Below are 16,037 nucleotides of genomic sequence, written 5' to 3' on the forward strand. Positions count from 1 at the left end.
CCGGTCGTCAATTATACTAATGGGAGTTTACCCCATACATAGAAAACGATCAACGGAGAGGAGAGGCTCTACTATGCCTATCTACTACTACATCGCAGCAATTTTATTGGTCATTGCAGTATATTTGATTCGGCGTAAAATCAGAATTTTCCGTCCAGCAGGGAGTCGCAGGAGGCACACGAAAGTTACGTATCGACGCAAAAAGTTACCTTTGAATCTTGGACTGCGTGATGAAATTCCCTATGAGCAAACCATTCAACAATTGGAGAAAAGCTTTAATAAACATTATTCGAATAAACTTAAGCTCCGTATCGAGCAGGAATATCCTCACATCAGAAAGCTGGAGTATCGATGGAAACTGCTGGAGTTAAAAAGATATTTCGTTATGGCTTCTTTGCTTAAGCAGGTACCCATGTTCAGTGAAGAGGTAGACGAGTTTTGGCATGAAATGCTGATGTTTACGAAGTCCTACACTGACTTTTGTGCTGAATTTATGGGTTCCACGGTACATCATGAGCCGGCAGTTACCCGTCGTGAGAGTCCAGGAGCACGGGCATGGTTTGACTGGGTTTACTGTCAATTATTCGAATTCACTCCCTATAGTTCCGCGATCTGGGGTGATTTCTTCAGTTATCCGTTATCTGGTGATATGAAGAAGTTGATCACACAAGGGGATCAATCTGAACTGGTGAATCAACTCTTTCATACCAGACGTATGCAGGAGAATCCTGAAGCCGCGCAGGTTATTACTTATTTAATTGAAAAACTCCAAAGATCGGCAAGTCTAAACGAAAATGAGCTATCCCTCGAATCCTCGGGTACGGTTGATGTGGCTCTCATTATGGCGAGTGCCATGGTGTATCACTCCATGCATCATGAAGCAACATACGGGGTGCACATGGGTCGTCTGGAGCAGGAAATTCTTCCACAGGAAAAGGCAGCCGCCTCCGGGGCTTCGTCAAGCAGCAGTTGTTCGAGCAGTTCCAGCTGTTATGCGGATATTTGCACAGACAGCAGTGGTTCCTCGGGAGGTTCCGGATCATCCTCAGGATCTTCCGATTCTTCTTGCAGCTCATCCAGCTGTTCGTCCTGTGGCGGTGGTGGAGATTAATGAAGGAGGATAAAGTATGACCGGGAGATTTCATTTAGAGCGTATTGGCGCAGAAGACCCCTCAGATGAGAACCGGATGTCCGGATATGGTCTGCTTAATTTGTTCCATTGCGAGGTTGAGTATCGGTTTAATACGGAAGACATGAGTTTGGAAGAAGCAGAGCTATATATCCGGGACGTGCTGAATCGCTTGCCGGATGGAACGATTAACGACATATGCAAGCTAGCATATGAATGGAAAACCGAGAAAATATTGAGTGATACAGTGGAATATGCTGCTGGTTTGGCTGAAGCTGAGGGCAGGGACATATTGGAGTTCATGTCAGTTGGCGAAGTTGAACTTTTTCGGAATCCTTATGATCAGAACGATGATATTTTGGGAGCGATTCTGGGTGGTGGTACCGAATGGGACGCTGAAAATGGCATGGAAATCGTGGTACGTGGTGATAAAGTTCTTGAAGTCCGTGAGTATTTGGGGTACGGAGCATTTGCCATCTGGACGGAATCGGATGAAAACGAGTAAGGTTAGTTAAGGGGTGAGACAGCATGGCGAACACGATATCCATGCCTCATGGTGTAGAGTCCGATATTGAATCCTTAGGCATGACTAATGGGTTAACGTCCGTCTTTATAGAGGTGCTATCCATCAGTGGCTCGATGCTGGCCAAGACGAACCGGGAGAGAGAAATGACGATCTGGTTGGCGCAGCAGGATCAGTCTATCGTAGGGATCGGGACGGTTGGTTTTGATATCGATGAGATGCCTTGGACCGTAGACACCTTTGATGATGAGAAAGATTTTATGCTGCGCATGATTGCACATGCAATCGCTGAATCTGCCTGGGAGAAGTTAAGTTATGAACCACGCAAAGAGGCGGTTATATACTGTTTGGAGCAATTTCGGATAATGATTCAAGCCTTCATGAAACAACACGTTAATCTGAGCAACTACCTGGAGTGGTCCGAGATTGAAGAGGATGATGATCGACCGACGATCCCGCCAGGATATCCGAAATGCGCAAAACATGAAGTGTACCTGTCATGCCATGGTTGCATTTTATGTAACAATGGAAGTTAGAGACCTTCTTAAATGTAGGCTCAAGCCAAAAGATTCAAAAACAAGCTGCATGATCAACATCAGTTTTATTACATCCTCTTGTTCCAGCTTGGTTATGTCATTATGAACCGAAATGAAGTAGATATTTAGTTTTCTTACCAGTCTTTAAGATTTCAAAATAGGAAAGTTACATAATCATTGGGAGGAATTGTATTGAAAGTATTATCGACCATTGGGATCGTGTTGTTCACATTAACGTTTTTTATGATACTCGGTTTAGGGCCTGAAGATCCAGATAACGCGGCATTCTTGGCGTTATTAACCATGTTGTACGCAATACCTTTTTCAATTGTTGTTTTGGTTAGAGCTAATAAGTTAAAGAAGCCGCCTGTTAATGTTCATGAACAACTTTTGCAATTAGGTGAGTTGAAGGAAAAAAATATCATTACTGACTTTGAATTTGATCAAAAGAAACAGAAACTGCTCTCTAAGATGAAGTAGTCAAGGAGTTTCGGAAAGTTAAAGATTTAACCAACCTGATAAAAGATCGTTAATTTACAAAAATGAAAAACAGGGCCTTCCCTTATCGGGAATAAGCCCTGTTTTTTTTGATATCCAGCCACAACATACAGTTCTCAATGGTGATGATGATGTGCGTGCGCATCGGGAGCATCGCCTTTAACGGTGCATAAAACGGAACTGTCATGTAGGTGCTTTTCTGACTCCACCTGCAAGGTGACATGCTTGATATCTTTATGCTCCAGCATATGTTCGATCTTCTGGACGAGCGTTTCGGCTTCATAAATACTCAATGTTCCATCGACCACGATATGAGCGGTCAGTGCATTCAGGTTACTTGTAATGGACCACACATGCACATCGTGAACGCCATGGACACCGTCTACCTTTTTAATGGTTTGTACGAGGTCGTTGACATCCACATTCGCCGGGGTGCCTTCCATCAAAATATGCAGGGAGGATTTCGTTACGAAGAAACCGCTTCGCAACACAAGCACCGCCACAATTACGCTTGCGAGTGGATCCGCCCAGCCCCAGCCGAAGAACATCATCAGCAATGCTGCGAAAATCGCACCGATGGACCCTAACATATCACTGATGACATGGAGGTAGGCACCTCGCATATTGAGGTTATTCTCCGTGTCGCTGCCGCGCATCATGATCCAGGCGACGAGAATGTTCACGAGCAATCCGATGATGCTGATGATCAGCATGCCTACCGTTGCAACTTCCGGCGGATGGATGAAGCGGCCGATCGCTTCGTAAAAGATGTACAGTGAGATGGCGATCAAGGTGACTCCGTTTAAGGTAGCAGCCAAAATCTCAAACCGTCTGTACCCGTACGTTTTGCCTGTATTGACCGCTTTCTCACCAAAGGTAAACGCCAGTAACGCAATCCCCAGAGCAACGGCATCGGACAGCATGTGGCCTGCATCGGAGATAAGAGCCAGACTGTTGGTAATGAAACCGCCAACGGCTTCAACGATCATATAAACTGTAATAATGATGAAGGAAAACAAGAGTACTTTCTTATTATTGGGATGAGTATGATGGTGTCCATGGTCGTGATTGTGGTGATGTCCGGACATACGAGATCCTCTCCTTTGGAGCATTGCTCCGTTATGTAAGTATGATTCCTATTGTAAATTAGGGTACTTCACTACATTTCATTTTAAAAGATGAATATATGAGCGCTCGTTCATATGTTATGGTTTTATTATAGTTGCGCCTAATAATAGTGTCAACCAGATTCGAGAAGATGTAAACATGGCTGCGTCATAAGCGCATGTGTGTTGGCAAATGACTTTGCTTTTGTGCTACCATCTGTGCAGGATCCATGTGCGGAAGTATCCGTAATAACATATTTGAACTTTTAAAAAAGGGGCGGACAACAATATGAAGCATCTGCTTCTGGCGGACGATGACGCCAACATTAGAGCACTCCTGCGGCATGTCATGACCAAGGAAGGGTATCGGGTGCACGAAGCGCAGGACGGCCTGGAAGCGATCAAGGTGATGAAAGAAACGCCGATCGATCTGGCGATCCTGGACGTGATGATGCCAGGTATGGACGGTCTGGAGCTATGTGATTTCATTCGGCAGCATTATGATATTCCGATTATGCTTCTAACGGCACGGGATCAGTTATCCGACAAGAGGGAGGGCTATCTGAAAGGCACGGACGAATATGTGACGAAGCCGTTTGAACCCGAAGAGTTGATCTACCGGGTCAAGGCGCTGTTTCGCCGTTACCATCGTACGTCCAGTGACATCATACGCATGAACCGCATCGTGATTGACCGGAACAATGTGGAGGTATCCGACGGTCATTCCATTCTGTTTTTACCGATGAAAGAGTTCGAACTGCTCTCCCAGCTGGCACAGTATCCAGGTCGTTTATTCTCGCGGGAGGAACTGATTCGACTTGTCTGGGGAGCAGACTATGAAGGAGATGACCGTACTGTGGATGTGCACATCAAGCGGTTACGCGATCGGTTTGCCGATTATGCGGATGATTTCGTTATTCAGACAGTGCGGGGGATTGGTTACAAGATGGAGGTGAAAGCGCAGTGAGGACCTTGTATGTTCGGGTGTTCCTCATTACGGTTGCGGTAATTGTGGTCAGCGGCATGCTGGGTTTTCTTTTATCAAACATCTACTATCATGCGAAGCTCAAGTCGTTCAATGACGAGAAGCTGGTGGGCATCGCCACAGAGATGAAGCAATTTGTGGAGCAGGAACCGGACACGATGAAACAGTACCTGAACAATGCCGCAGCCCTCGGGTACGAAATCTATGTGACGGATGGAAAAGGGAATGATCAATTCTACGGCAGCGAGTTCCGCGGGAAGGAGCTGGACAAGCAAGCTGTAGATCTGGTGCTGAGTGGGGAGGTTTACCATGGCGTTGCCCAGTTTCCAAGCAAACCCTTCATTACAGGCTTTTTCGATAATCAATTAAGCAATACCGTCGGCGTTCAACTGCAGATGGAGAATGCACGTTATGCCCTGTTTATGCGGCCAGATGTGATCTTGCAATTCGGTGAGCTGCGTATCTTCTTTGCGCTGATTGGAGCACTTACGGTGGGTATAAGTATCTTGATCTTTCTGATAAGTACGCGCTATCTGGTTAATCCGATTGAACGTCTGTCGGAGGCGACCAAGCGAATTGCCCAAGGGAACTATAATCTGAAACTGCCCACTACGCGGCGCGATGAGATTGGACAGCTGGCCCAGCATTTCATGACCATGAGTCGTGAATTGGAGCGGGTAGACCAGGCACGTCAGCAGTTTGTATCGAACGTATCGCATGAGATTCAATCTCCGCTGACATCCATTCAGGGGTTTGCCCAACTGGTCGCGGATCGGGACCTGCCAGAACAAGAACGGGAGCACTACGCCTCCATTATTGAGGAGGAGAGCCGTCATCTCTCGCTGCTCAGTAAACAGCTGCTTCTTCTGTCATCCCTTGAACAAGGTCATGAGGATCTGACCAAATCAAAATTCTCTCTGCGGGATCAGTTCCGCCAAGCCGTTCAGGTGCTGCAATGGCAGCTGGAAGAAAAGGAGTTACTGCTCCGGATTTCGGTACCCGAAACGATCCAGCTGGTTGGCAATGAAGTGCTGCTTATGCAAGTGTGGATGAATTTGCTGGGCAATGCGGTGAATCATCTTCCGCAGGGAAGAAGCATCGAGATTCATGCCGAACAGACAGATGCCCACTGTGTGATTCATATTCGGGATACAGGAGACGGGATTGCTGCGGAACATCTGCCATTCCTGTTCGATCGTTTCTACCGGGTGGACCGTGCCCGAGAGCGTTCATCCGGACGAACCGGGCTTGGACTTGCCATTGTGCAGAAAATTATCCGGATCCATGACGGGACGATCGAGGTCTCGAGTTCAGCCGAAGGAACGGTCTTTACCGTGACGCTCCCGCAGATGTAATCTGTTATTCATTTGCCGTTCATTTTCGCCTCCTATACTTGGGTTATCAAGAGGAGGTCAGAGAACATGTATTTGGCTATTAGAGAAATGAGGTTTGCCAAAGGGCGGTATGCGTTAATTGCTACAATCATGGTGTTGGTATCATTTCTGGTTTTGTTTGTCACAGGTCTGGCACAGGGGCTGGCGTATGACAACGCGGCTTCGATCAAAAATATGGCAGCATCCCATTTTGTTCTGGAGCAGGACTCGAATCATCGGTTTACCCGTTCCCAGGTGGGTCAGGATCAGCTTGAGCAGACACGCTCTGTTGTGGGGCAAGAGAATGCCGAACCGCTGGGTGTGAAAATGACAACGGTCAGTCCAGCTGGCGACACGAAGAAGATGGATGTAACGCTATTCATGGTGAACCCGGAAAGCTGGCTGGCTCCAACCGTAACCGAAGGATCTCCAATCACGGATCAGAAGAACGGCCAGGTTGTGGTCGATCAAAAGCTGTCTGAATCCGGCGTGACAATTGGTACGGTACTGGTGGATCAAGCCTCCGGGACGGAATGGACAGTGGGTGGATTTGTGGAAAATGAGTCCTTCAGTCACTCACCGGTTGTGTTTATGAATGAACAGGAATGGCTGGCCATTCAAGGAGGTTCCCGTACTTCGCAAGGAACAGCAGACGCTAATGCTCAGGTATACAATGCGATTGCCATTAAGGATGCAGGTGAGAAGGTAGACAGCCTCAGTACCACTTTGCCAAATACGGAAGTGATTACGAAGTCCGATGCGGTATCGGCCATTCCCGGGTACAAGGAAGAGCAGGGCTCGCTGCTCATGATGATTGCCTTTTTGTTTGTCATCTCGGCGTTTGTACTTGCGGTATTTTTCTACGTCATCACCATTCAGAAAACGAGTCAATTTGGTATTTTGAAAGCCATCGGGACGCGCAATGCGTATCTGGCTGGCAGTGTTTCAATACAAGTATTGCTTCTGTCCGTTGGAAGTTTGGTGATCAGTGTTCTCCTGGTTCAGTTATTTGAATCCATCCTGCCAGCTTCGATGCCGTTTCAATTAGGCTTGTCCACCCTAGCACTGACCTGTGTGTTATTCGTAATGATGTCTATGGCGGGTTCGTTATTTTCGGTGTGGAAGGTTGCCAAAATTGATGCACTTGATGCGATTGGGAGGACAGCAGCGTGAGAAACCGACTGGTATTACAAGGAATTACACAGACTTTTGAAGATGGTGCTGTCAAACGGACGATACTGGATAAGCTGGATCTTGAGGTGGCCGAAGGAGAACTTGTCGCGGTCATGGGACCTTCCGGTTCGGGTAAAAGTACATTTCTGTCCATCGCAGGTGCACTCCTTGAACCGACGGAAGGACAGGTTCTGCTGGATGGCGCATCGATTATGGGCAAAAACAAGCAGGACATCTCAAATGTGCGGCTTCAGCAGCTGGGATTTATTTTTCAAAGCGCCAATCTCATTCCGTATCTGAAAGTGGAAGAACAACTAATGGTGGTTGCGAAGCTCGCTGGAATGGACAAGAACTTGGCAACGAAACGAGTGGATGAGCTCCTGGAAACGGTTGGGTTAACTCATCGGCGTAAGGCATATGCCGAGAAGCTATCCGGCGGAGAACGCCAGCGGGTTGCCATTGCGAGGGCATTGATGAATGATCCAGCCGTCCTGCTAGCGGATGAACCCACAGCCAGTCTGGATGCGGAACGTGGGCTGGATATTGTGGGCATGATTGCAAAGCTGGTTGCGGAGCAGGGCAAGAGTGCGGTGATGGTTACGCATGATGAGCGGATTTTGCCGCTATGTGATCGGGTTCTCTTTTTGGAAAACGGAAAGCTGATACACAAATAAGTCGTCTTTCATAGAATGGCGCTAGCCTGTTTTCGTTAAAATCAGAAGGTCACGTATTTCCCGACATGGGAAGGTGGCCTTCTTTCTTCGTTATCATCTATAATGAGAGAAAGAATGAGATGGAAGATTTTACTTTTTCCTAGAGAGGTCGGATAGAGGATGAAAAGTTTGAATAAAGAACAATTTCCGGCGCTGAGTACGTCGATTCATTGGGGAACGATTGAGGCGGATTTCAGGTTGAACGATATCGTGGACGAAGCGCTAGTGAGCAACGTTAGCATTATTCCGTTCGTCGGGAATCAATGTGTTGTTTTTCAACTGGACAATGGAAAATGGGAGCTGCCGGGTGGGACATTGGAACCTGGAGAACGCTATCCGGATGGGTTAAAACGAGAGGTGATGGAGGAGCTGGGCGCGGAACTGCAGTCGTATCAGATTTTCGGTCAATTCCATTGCACATCAAGTGCCTTGGAACCGTATAGACCACATATTCCGCATCCTCATTTTGTAAGACTGATTGGATATGGAGATATTGAAATTGTCGGTAGTCCGCTGAATCCGGTGGATGGAGAGCAGGTTGTTGCCGTAGAGACGGTAGAGATCGATGAAGCCGTTCGGAGATTCCAGGAGCAAAATAGAAGTGATATTGCGGAGATGTACCAATTGGCTTATGTTCTGCGGGAAGAAGGTAGACGGTAAGGAACAGGATAATGGTCCAGGTCCAAGACACACCTAATTTAATTCCAAACGGAGGTCGCAATGATTCGGGAACAAATCAATAAGATGTTAGACGTTTTGCCTGAAAGTGAACTGAATGTGGCGTACTCGCGGATCGAGCTAGTGTACCTTAAGTATATGTTCGAGAAAAATTTGGAGGATAAGGGCGTCCAGGTGACAGAGCTATGCGAGGAATCCGAGGGCATTGCTGAGCAGTGGGATAACGTATTCGCAAGCAATATGGATGACGAGGCAAAAGAAGCTATCTACTACAGCGAATATAAATGGCATATGTTTAGTTATAAGAAACAAGAGTGTTTAACGGGCGATACAGCACGAGATGCCTTTGATGCCGAACTCAAAAATGACTTGTATGTGATGTATCAACACACGCCTTTCATCCAGGGATATGAGAATGCGAATGCAGTCGTTGCAGCGGACTTTGATTCGGAACAGGATATCTATATTTTCGACCGAGAGTTTACCTGGACCTACGTACATACTCACGAAGACATGTGTGGCCCTTATTTTTATAAAGTAAGCAAACCATGACTAACCGTTAACCAGCTGAATTCAATTCAAACGAATCAATGTGCAAAAGGAGACATCCCAATGCGTAAGCAGCTCGTTAAAGTAACTAAACGCTTCATGGTCGTGGTTCTGCTCATTGCAATACTCTCTCTGATATTTCCGACATGGACTCCTGGTATTAAAGGTGAGAATAGCATCAGCACATTAGGACAAGTTGAGATCAACGGTGCCGATCATGAGGTGATGATTCGGGGAACGGATCGGGACAACCCCATCCTGATCTTTGTACACGGTGGTCCGGGCTGCTCCGAAATTCCTTATGTGAGGAAGTACCAAGAGGAGCTGGAAGAGCATTTCACCATTGTTCATTATGATCAACGCGGGAGTGGGAAGTCTTATCATTTTTTTGAGGATTATTCGGGTTTGACGACGGATGTGCTCGTAGATGATTTATTGGCTTTAACCGAATATGTGACTATCAAGCTTGGACAAGAGAAGGTCAGTTTGGTGGGTCATTCATTTGGTACATACATAGGGACTAAGGCTGCCGCCAAGGCACCGGACAAATTCAATGCTTACATCGGTATTGGGCAAGTAGCGGATAACGCGCAGAGTGAGTTGGACAGTCTGGATTATACGATTGCACAAGCGAAGAAGGCTGGGAATTCAGAGGACGCGGCAAGTCTGGAACGCTTACGAAGTTCGATTGAGCGAGGGGATGAGCATACGCCAAGGAATATGGTTCGCAAATACGGCGGTGCAGCAAGACAAATTGATGAAAATCAGGATTATATATTCGGTTTTCTGTTCGGTCCTGAATACAATGCACTTGATGTCATTCGCTATTCCATGGGGATTCAGGCTACACAGGAAATCCTTTTGAATGAAGAATCCGGCCAACGCTTACCCGATATCGTAAAAGAGCTGGAGATCCCGACTTACTTTGTTATGGGAAAATACGATTATATGACATCCGTGAATGCGGCGCGGAACTATTTCGCTGTACTGGAGGCGCCAATCAAAGATTTTGTGGTATTTGAACATTCGGCCCATTATCCGCAGTTTGAGGAGAAGGAGCAGTTCGCTGCATGGTTGATGGAGATGTATGGGTCTCTCTAAAGATTAAGATATTAGGGGGCTAGTTCGTGGGGGGAATTGACGATCACATTTGGAGACTCATTCTTAGATTAAATTCCAAGGATGTATTGCCCGTATATGGACTTAGAAGAAATTCTACACACTATCACTTAATAACAGCAATAAATCATTCCATTGGCCTATTAATTAGTGGTTCGTATGGCAATATCGCTGTGTTACTAAATAGAGCATACAAAGAATTGGAAGTTAGAGATTTTGTGGAGACAGACTATATTACGACATGCAAAGAATATCTGGCGTCACTAACCACCTATTTAGTAGAGAATAAATTATTGACTTACGAGGAGCAAGAACTATTAAGGGGACGAATATGATGAAGTCGATTCAGGAAAAACATTCTAAAGTTTATGTGAGAACAAATTCGTACGACCTGTGGTGGGGAGTATATGGACTGAGTCATCTTACAGGCTGGGAGGATATTCGGATCTACAGTGATGCAAACGGCGAGAATAGGATAGGATTTGTATGTATATGTACCAAGAATTATCTTGAACACGGACTAGAGGATATGGAAAGTGATCCGGAGGAGCTTCATTTTGTGAACAGTATCAGAACGTATCTAGCAGATGATCAAATTCACTTTCATTACTACTACGATAATCCATCGGATGAAGACTTTTATGAGTTACCATACACCGATCTTCCTACAAATGAATTAGGAGTAAAACCAAGAGGTTTGGAGATGTGGCATCCGAATCGAGGAATTGATATCAGCGTTATAGAAGAATGTGTAACCTTATTTTGTCGCAAGTTTCTAGATATGGAAGTCGGCGAGATACACTTCAAGGAACCCATTGACCTCAATGAAGCGGTTCAATCATACACAAAACATATGGAGACTTTTAATGGAAATATCGCCTTTTCAGATGATCTGGTTAAGAACATGATGGGGCAATTATCCAAAAGCGAAGAAGAAGTAATGAACATACTAAATCGTAGTGTGGGAAAATAATTTGCAGCATATTTACGATATGCTTTCCTAATAAGCAAACATGGCGAGGGATTATGAAGAGAACAAATGAACATATTATCGCTGGAGTACCTTGCGGAAGGTATGTAACGTTATGAGCGATATTCAGTATAATCTGAATTTTGAGAAAATATGCGATCAGTTGCACCTTGGTGAGTTGATAAGCACGCCCAAACCGATATCCGGTGGACACTTACATCGGATGTACGTCATGGAGACAAGAAAAGATAAATATGCAATTAAAGCATTGAATCCACAGATTATGACTAGGCCTGAAGCCATGCAAAATTATATCAATTCAGAAAGAATAGCAAACGTGGCAGCAAACCATATCCCTGGACAACCGGCAAATAGGATTAATAACTCTTCGATCCATAACATAGATAATCAATTCTATCTGATATTTGATTGGATTGATGGTCGAAGTCTAGATCATAGTGAAGTTACCAACGTGCATTGTGATCTAATGGGAACGATTCTTGCGGATATCCACAAGATCAATTTTTCACAACTAAATGTGGATAAGACTCAGATAGATTATTCAAAAGACACCGATTGGGCGTTTTATCTGGACAAAGGGAAAGAAGAGAGTCTGGAATGGTATGAGCTTTTAGATTCAACTATCCAACAGTTGTATGAGTGGAGTGCTAAGGCAAAGAGATCATCGCTACTCCTAACTTCAGATGCAGTGATTAGTCACAGAGATTTGGAACCCAAGAATGTGATGTGGAAGCGGAATAACCCTATTATTATTGATTGGGAATCGGCGGGTTATATAAATCCGATGCATGATCTAGTGGAAACAGCAATTTATTGGTCTATAAATAGTACCGGAAACATAGACAAAGGAAGGTTCTTGGCCTTTATAAATGGATATCGAAAGCACGTGAGTAGATTAAGTGCCAATTGGAGGCTCGTCTTGGAAAATGGACTTATTGGAAAGTTAAACTGGCTGGAATATAGCCTGAAACGTTCGTTGTGGATTGAATGTACAGATCAGGATGAACAGCGAATGGGAACAGCACAAGTCACTTGGACTATAAAGGCTTTAAAACAATATGATAGTATAATCCCAGAGGTTGAGAGTTGGATGGATATCTAATTCAGAAAGGAGTGCCCACATGGTTAACGATAAAGGAAGATCCCGAACCTGTGAACATGGACATACGCACTACAAAAAAAGTGACTGTCCAACTTGTCCCATCTGCGAATCCGAACGGAAACCGAAAGAGGGATTTTTGGCCTTGTTGTCTGCTCCTGCCAGACGTGCCTTGGAGAATGAAGGGATTACGACATTGCAAAAACTTTCGGAGTACACGGAGAAAGAGATCCTGAAGCTGCACGGCATAGGGCCATCAGCAATTCCCAAGCTTAGACAGGCACTTGAGGGAGAGGGATTGTCATTTACGAGATAATCCCCTCCACTCAAAATGACCCACTAATCCAGACGTGAAACCATTTCCTCGATGGTCACCTCATACAATAAATTCCCTTCACTCAGGAGCTCTTGCCGAGCCTGCTTGAATGGCTTATTGAACTCATTGACCCACTCAATCTTCCTCCCTTCGTCAGTCGTCTAGATTTCTTTCTTGAGAACAAACGTCCCTTTTTGCCCCAACTGCATATGAAGTTGGTTGTTAAATTCTATATCCCATTGTTTACTCTCATAGTATAATAAGGAAGCTGTGTGAATTTTTATGACCGAGGAAGGTGAGATATGCAGCTATATGGAAAACGCCAACATACATAGAACGTACGATAAGTAATGGAGAGAAGCGGCCGTAGAATTTGTGAAATACGTGGAATGATTCATCTCAGAATGACAAAACAGTATAAGGAAGTGTTATCCGTGGAACCACCTATTGAAGAGCAGAAGAGAGACTATCGACCATTGGGCGTATCAGGACTAGGAGGATGGCTGATTCTCATCCAGCTTGGTCTTTTTCTTACGATTATTCTGCTCGTAGTGCAATTGATCCAACAAATCCTGCCTATGTTTACGACAGAAACATGGGAATTGCTGACTTCGAAGCAATCTGATTATTATCATCCGTTATGGGGACCAGTCCTCATTTTTGAAATGGTGTATAACGTGTTATTCCTATTGTTTAGTTTGTATACGGTTTTTGCGTTTTACAATAAAAAAGCGATTTTGCCACGTCTTATGATTATCTTCTATAGTGTCAGTTTGGTCGTTGGCATCATTGATTATCTGTTGTTACTTCAGATTCCGATGGCGAGAGATCTTGAAGATGGAAGTTCGATGAGAGAAATTGCGAAGTCAGTTCTTACTTGTGCGATCTGGATTCCATATTTTATCAAGTCAGTACGAGTTCATAATACTTTTGTAAAATAAATTGTTGTAAGAGCCCCGATCTTGGAATAAAAACCATCTGAGGTCGGGGTTTGTTTTACGAATTCAATCGAAGTTGGCGCGTGGAAAACTGGAGAAAGTGATGGATCCATTCTTGTCTCCTTACATACCAGTGGTTGAGGATCTATACGATCCGTCTAGAGATGATTGAAATACAGATTTAAGGAGGAATGATCTTGAAAATTTTCCTGGTAAGGCATGGTATGGACGAGGAAGGATATCGAGGCGGATGGAGCCAGCGAGGACTCACGGAACAAGGAATTATTCAATCGGGAAAACTGGGCAATTATCTACATCAGCATGCTAAGGAATATGCTATCGATACGATCCTAAGCAGTGATCTTCCTCGTGCAGTACAGACTACAAGGGAGATTGAGAGGAAATTAAATATCCCGGGCAGCTTTGTGAAAGATTGGCGAGAGATGAATAACGGAGTTTTGGCAGGTATGCTCCACGAGGAGGCTGAAGTGAATTACCCAGGAGTTTATTTCAACTCTCTTGAGATGGATTCTCCTTTTCCAGGAGGAGAAAGCCCAAGAAACTTTTATAACAGAATCTGTACATCTTTCGAAATGCTATGCAGAGATATTGAGGAGCAAAAGATAAAGTCCAACGTTCTGTTGGTTACGCACGGTGGAGTGATTAACATCCTCTATTATCTGCTTGATAAGCGGGAATGGAGCAATACATCGAGCTTTCATCCTATGGACCATACCAGTGTGCACACGATTGAGAAGGGATTGGAAGGTTGGAGATTTAGCAGCATGAATGTGGTAAGTCATTTGGATTGATTTCTACAAACCATATTGAAGAGGTCTGGAGATCAATAATAGAGCTTAGTTAAAGATGACTAATTTCTTTGGGCCGTTAAAGGAAATTCATTTATCCACTAACCATTTTGAGTTATTATTTGAAAATACAGTCATTCTGTTTAAAATACGAATTTTTTGAAAAACTAAAAGTCACATGAAATGAATAGCATTGATAAATAACATATGTTGGATGGTGTAACAATGTTCACTTATAAAGAATATGGAGAGATAATACAAAGACTCAGAGATACAGGGCTTCCTTTTTTAGATTACAAAGAGATTACTGAAGAGACAAAATCTTTTGTTATTCTCAGACATGATGTTGAATTCTCTTTATCTAGAGCACATAAACTAGCCTATTTTGAGTCGAATCACCTTGATATTAAGTCTTCATATTTCATTCAAATATCGAATAATTGTTATAACCCCTTTTCTGAAGAGAACATAAAAATAATAAGGGATATCCTTCGTATGGGTCATCGAGTTGGATTACACTATCATTTACCAAAGAATAGCACCCATAATATTGTAGAAGGAATAAAAAAAGAAATAGGTATTTTCTCCAATTTTATTGAGACCACGGTAGACCGTTTTTCGTTCCACAGACCCACTAAGGTAGTTTTGTCTTTAGATATAAAAATAGACAACTTAATAAACAGCTATGCTAGCAGATATTTTAACTACTGCTCTGACAATAATTTAATTAATACCAACAAGTCAAAAATATTTTATCTATCGGATTCTCAACATAAGTGGAAATTCGGGTATCCTAACACAGAGATGCTAGAAGGTGTAGAACGTGTTCAAATTTTAACTCATCCCTACTCTTGGAGTGAGATGGGAGGGGGTTCAGATGATAACTTTGAGAACCTTTTCGTGGAGAAAAAGCAAGAGCTTATGAATTCTATGAATGAGGAATGCAGTCATTTTCCTTATGAAAGGATAAAATTATATGAGAATTTAAAATGATTGATTTCAGGGGATTCAACTAACGGAAAACATGACTTAATATGAGCAACGATCATTGTACAGGCAGTATACTTCCAAGTCGTATCAACAAAAACTTGTTCATTTTTGCTAATTAGACAGTGTCATTAACGTAGAATGGGTCATGTGACGTAGAGGTGGAGTGTGATGAAGTCAAAAAAAGTTAACTTAGTATTCTCAATACTATTCTTAATAGTATTCTTACCTATTATGATCGCTTATTTTGTAATCTATATTAAATTGTTTATTGATACGAATCGGATTGATTCTAGCCCCCAAGCTGCAATAGAAGAATATCTAAGCTATGAGACCGATGAATATAAGATCCTTAATCTGACTCTGAAAGAAGAAGAGTTTAGACAATGGATTTATGATCATTGATGAAACTATAGGTGGATATATGAATAAAGTATTACCGAGTAATGATGGGGCAGATCTTCATCGATATTTGCCAATAGTGATTGCTGTGTTAATTCACTAGTTCTTCATTT

The 16,037-nt window shown here is 43.7% G+C and carries 19 protein-coding genes; 18 read left to right on the forward strand and 1 reads right to left on the reverse strand.

The window, feature by feature from the left end; all coding sequences use genetic code 11:
• The first annotated feature begins 73 nt into the window (after nt 1-73).
• The 4 genes from AAIH57_RS12855 to AAIH57_RS12870 all read left to right on the forward strand — a co-directional run bounded on the left by AAIH57_RS12855 (nt 74) and on the right by AAIH57_RS12870 (nt 2,668).
• The gene (locus AAIH57_RS12855) at nt 74-1,111 is read left to right on the forward strand and encodes a hypothetical protein (protein WP_430021863.1); all 1,038 of its coding nucleotides are present in this window, start codon (nt 74-76) and stop codon (nt 1,109-1,111) included.
• Between the two features lie 16 nt (nt 1,112-1,127).
• Complete coding sequence (locus AAIH57_RS12860; protein ID WP_175399346.1) at nt 1,128-1,634, forward strand: DUF6985 domain-containing protein; 507 nt, start codon at nt 1,128-1,130, stop codon at nt 1,632-1,634.
• A 23-nt stretch (nt 1,635-1,657) separates the two neighbouring features.
• On the forward strand, nt 1,658-2,188 hold the full coding sequence (locus AAIH57_RS12865; RefSeq protein WP_430021864.1) for a hypothetical protein: 531 nt from the start codon (nt 1,658-1,660) through the stop codon (nt 2,186-2,188).
• A 192-nt stretch (nt 2,189-2,380) separates the two neighbouring features.
• A complete protein-coding gene (locus AAIH57_RS12870) occupies nt 2,381-2,668 on the forward strand; it encodes an SHOCT domain-containing protein (RefSeq protein WP_430021865.1) in 288 nt (95 codons plus the stop codon).
• 134 nt (nt 2,669-2,802) lie between these two features.
• Here AAIH57_RS12870 and AAIH57_RS12875 read toward each other — a convergent pair whose 3' ends face one another.
• A complete protein-coding gene (locus tag AAIH57_RS12875) occupies nt 2,803-3,774 on the reverse strand; it encodes a cation diffusion facilitator family transporter (RefSeq protein ID WP_430021866.1) in 972 nt (323 codons plus the stop codon).
• 307 nt (nt 3,775-4,081) lie between these two features.
• Here AAIH57_RS12875 and AAIH57_RS12880 point away from each other — a divergent pair, with 307 nt between their 5' ends.
• From AAIH57_RS12880 to AAIH57_RS12945, 14 genes are all read left to right on the forward strand, one after another.
• The gene (locus tag AAIH57_RS12880) at nt 4,082-4,759 is read left to right on the forward strand and encodes a response regulator transcription factor (protein WP_430021867.1); all 678 of its coding nucleotides are present in this window, start codon (nt 4,082-4,084) and stop codon (nt 4,757-4,759) included.
• Nucleotides 4,756-6,132 carry an ATP-binding protein gene (locus AAIH57_RS12885; RefSeq protein ID WP_430021868.1) on the forward strand — a complete coding sequence of 459 codons (1,377 nt, stop codon included), beginning with the start codon at nt 4,756-4,758 and terminating at the stop codon, nt 6,130-6,132. The genes AAIH57_RS12880 and AAIH57_RS12885 overlap by 4 nt, the downstream gene beginning before the upstream one ends.
• Nucleotides 6,133-6,198: 66 nt before the next feature.
• Complete coding sequence (locus tag AAIH57_RS12890; protein ID WP_430021869.1) at nt 6,199-7,323, forward strand: ABC transporter permease; 1,125 nt, start codon at nt 6,199-6,201, stop codon at nt 7,321-7,323.
• Nucleotides 7,320-7,997 (forward strand): ABC transporter ATP-binding protein, encoded by a 678-nt coding sequence (locus AAIH57_RS12895; protein WP_430021870.1) that lies wholly within the window; start codon nt 7,320-7,322, stop codon nt 7,995-7,997. Before AAIH57_RS12890 ends, AAIH57_RS12895 begins: the two co-directional genes overlap by 4 nt.
• Before the next feature lie 159 nt (nt 7,998-8,156).
• Complete coding sequence (locus tag AAIH57_RS12900) at nt 8,157-8,696, forward strand: NUDIX hydrolase (RefSeq protein ID WP_430021871.1); 540 nt, start codon at nt 8,157-8,159, stop codon at nt 8,694-8,696.
• Nucleotides 8,697-8,756: 60 nt separating this feature from the next.
• Complete coding sequence (locus AAIH57_RS12905; protein ID WP_175399358.1) at nt 8,757-9,266, forward strand: DUF4275 family protein; 510 nt, start codon at nt 8,757-8,759, stop codon at nt 9,264-9,266.
• Between the two features lie 60 nt (nt 9,267-9,326).
• The gene (locus AAIH57_RS12910) at nt 9,327-10,364 is read left to right on the forward strand and encodes an alpha/beta fold hydrolase (protein ID WP_430021872.1); all 1,038 of its coding nucleotides are present in this window, start codon (nt 9,327-9,329) and stop codon (nt 10,362-10,364) included.
• Nucleotides 10,365-10,390: 26 nt separating this feature from the next.
• A complete protein-coding gene (locus AAIH57_RS12915; RefSeq protein ID WP_430021873.1) occupies nt 10,391-10,717 on the forward strand; it encodes a hypothetical protein in 327 nt (108 codons plus the stop codon).
• Nucleotides 10,714-11,355 carry a hypothetical protein gene (locus tag AAIH57_RS12920; protein ID WP_430021874.1) on the forward strand — a complete coding sequence of 214 codons (642 nt, stop codon included), beginning with the start codon at nt 10,714-10,716 and terminating at the stop codon, nt 11,353-11,355. Before AAIH57_RS12915 ends, AAIH57_RS12920 begins: the two co-directional genes overlap by 4 nt.
• A gap of 112 nt (nt 11,356-11,467) precedes the next feature.
• Complete coding sequence (locus AAIH57_RS12925) at nt 11,468-12,475, forward strand: phosphotransferase (protein ID WP_175399363.1); 1,008 nt, start codon at nt 11,468-11,470, stop codon at nt 12,473-12,475.
• Nucleotides 12,476-12,494: 19 nt separating this feature from the next.
• On the forward strand, nt 12,495-12,788 hold the full coding sequence (locus AAIH57_RS12930; RefSeq protein WP_430021875.1) for an RNA polymerase alpha subunit C-terminal domain-containing protein: 294 nt from the start codon (nt 12,495-12,497) through the stop codon (nt 12,786-12,788).
• 434 nt (nt 12,789-13,222) lie between these two features.
• Entirely contained in the window at nt 13,223-13,729 is a 507-nt protein-coding gene (locus tag AAIH57_RS12935; RefSeq protein ID WP_175399365.1) for a DUF2569 domain-containing protein, read from the forward strand.
• A gap of 188 nt (nt 13,730-13,917) precedes the next feature.
• Nucleotides 13,918-14,538, forward strand: coding sequence for a histidine phosphatase family protein (locus AAIH57_RS12940; protein ID WP_430021876.1), 621 nt, complete (start codon nt 13,918-13,920; stop codon nt 14,536-14,538).
• Between the two features lie 222 nt (nt 14,539-14,760).
• The gene (locus AAIH57_RS12945) at nt 14,761-15,528 is read left to right on the forward strand and encodes a hypothetical protein (protein ID WP_430021877.1); all 768 of its coding nucleotides are present in this window, start codon (nt 14,761-14,763) and stop codon (nt 15,526-15,528) included.
• The last annotated feature ends 509 nt before the right edge of the window (nt 15,529-16,037 follow it).

It is taken from the genome of Paenibacillus sp. MABNR03, assembly GCF_050455445.1.
Lineage (GTDB): Bacteria > Bacillota > Bacilli > Paenibacillales > Paenibacillaceae > Paenibacillus > Paenibacillus xylanilyticus.

Excerpts from the sequence above, each read along its gene's own strand:
- AAIH57_RS12945 (WP_430021877.1), top strand. The coding sequence starts at position 14,761 with ATGTTCACTTATAAAGAATATGGAGAGATAATACAAAGACTCAGAGAT.
- AAIH57_RS12890 (WP_430021869.1), top strand. The coding sequence starts at position 6,199 with ATGTATTTGGCTATTAGAGAAATGAGGTTTGCCAAAGGGCGGTATGCG.
- AAIH57_RS12910 (WP_430021872.1), top strand. The coding sequence starts at position 9,327 with ATGCGTAAGCAGCTCGTTAAAGTAACTAAACGCTTCATGGTCGTGGTT.
- AAIH57_RS12855 (WP_430021863.1), top strand. The coding sequence starts at position 74 with ATGCCTATCTACTACTACATCGCAGCAATTTTATTGGTCATTGCAGTA.
- AAIH57_RS12920 (WP_430021874.1), top strand. The coding sequence starts at position 10,714 with ATGATGAAGTCGATTCAGGAAAAACATTCTAAAGTTTATGTGAGAACA.
- AAIH57_RS12860 (WP_175399346.1), top strand. The coding sequence starts at position 1,128 with ATGACCGGGAGATTTCATTTAGAGCGTATTGGCGCAGAAGACCCCTCA.
- AAIH57_RS12865 (WP_430021864.1), top strand. The coding sequence starts at position 1,658 with ATGGCGAACACGATATCCATGCCTCATGGTGTAGAGTCCGATATTGAA.
- AAIH57_RS12940 (WP_430021876.1), top strand. The coding sequence starts at position 13,918 with ATGATCTTGAAAATTTTCCTGGTAAGGCATGGTATGGACGAGGAAGGA.
- AAIH57_RS12930 (WP_430021875.1), top strand. The coding sequence starts at position 12,495 with ATGGTTAACGATAAAGGAAGATCCCGAACCTGTGAACATGGACATACG.
- AAIH57_RS12925 (WP_175399363.1), top strand. The coding sequence starts at position 11,468 with ATGAGCGATATTCAGTATAATCTGAATTTTGAGAAAATATGCGATCAG.
- AAIH57_RS12900 (WP_430021871.1), top strand. The coding sequence starts at position 8,157 with ATGAAAAGTTTGAATAAAGAACAATTTCCGGCGCTGAGTACGTCGATT.
- AAIH57_RS12880 (WP_430021867.1), top strand. The coding sequence starts at position 4,082 with ATGAAGCATCTGCTTCTGGCGGACGATGACGCCAACATTAGAGCACTC.
- AAIH57_RS12875 (WP_430021866.1), bottom strand. The coding sequence starts at position 3,774 with ATGTCCGGACATCACCACAATCACGACCATGGACACCATCATACTCAT.
- AAIH57_RS12905 (WP_175399358.1), top strand. The coding sequence starts at position 8,757 with ATGATTCGGGAACAAATCAATAAGATGTTAGACGTTTTGCCTGAAAGT.